At 68.5% G+C, this 378-nt stretch carries 1 protein-coding gene; it reads left to right on the forward strand.

What is annotated here, in order from left to right; all coding sequences use genetic code 11:
• Nucleotides 1-378: pitrilysin family protein (locus D7Y04_RS43915; RefSeq protein WP_147477417.1), on the forward strand; the 378-nt coding region annotated here is incomplete at both ends.

The following is a 378-nucleotide window of genomic DNA, read 5'->3' on the forward strand; positions in this document are numbered from 1 at the left end:
ACTTCTTCCGCAAGTGGTACGCGCCGTCCAACGCCACGCTCGCCGTCGTCGGTGACTTCGACGTGGCGAAGACGAAGGCCCTCATCGAGAAGTACTTCGGCTCGCTGCCCAGCCACCCCAAGCCGACGAAGCCCGAGGTCGCCTCGGTGAAGCTCGCGCAGCCCGTGGTCATCCGCCACGAGGAGCGCGTGGCCACGCTGCCCCTATTGTCCATCCAGTGGCTGTCGCCCGGGTACTTCGAGGACGGGGACGCCACCGCGGACGTGCTGGCCACGGCGCTCGGGACCGGCAAGGCCAGCCGCCTCTACCGCCGGCTGGTGTTGGACAAGCAGCTTGCCCAGAGCGTCAACGTCACCCAGCAGAGCCAGGGCGCGCAGT

Source organism: Corallococcus sp. AB038B (assembly GCF_003668955.1).
GTDB lineage: Bacteria > Myxococcota > Myxococcia > Myxococcales > Myxococcaceae > Corallococcus > Corallococcus exiguus.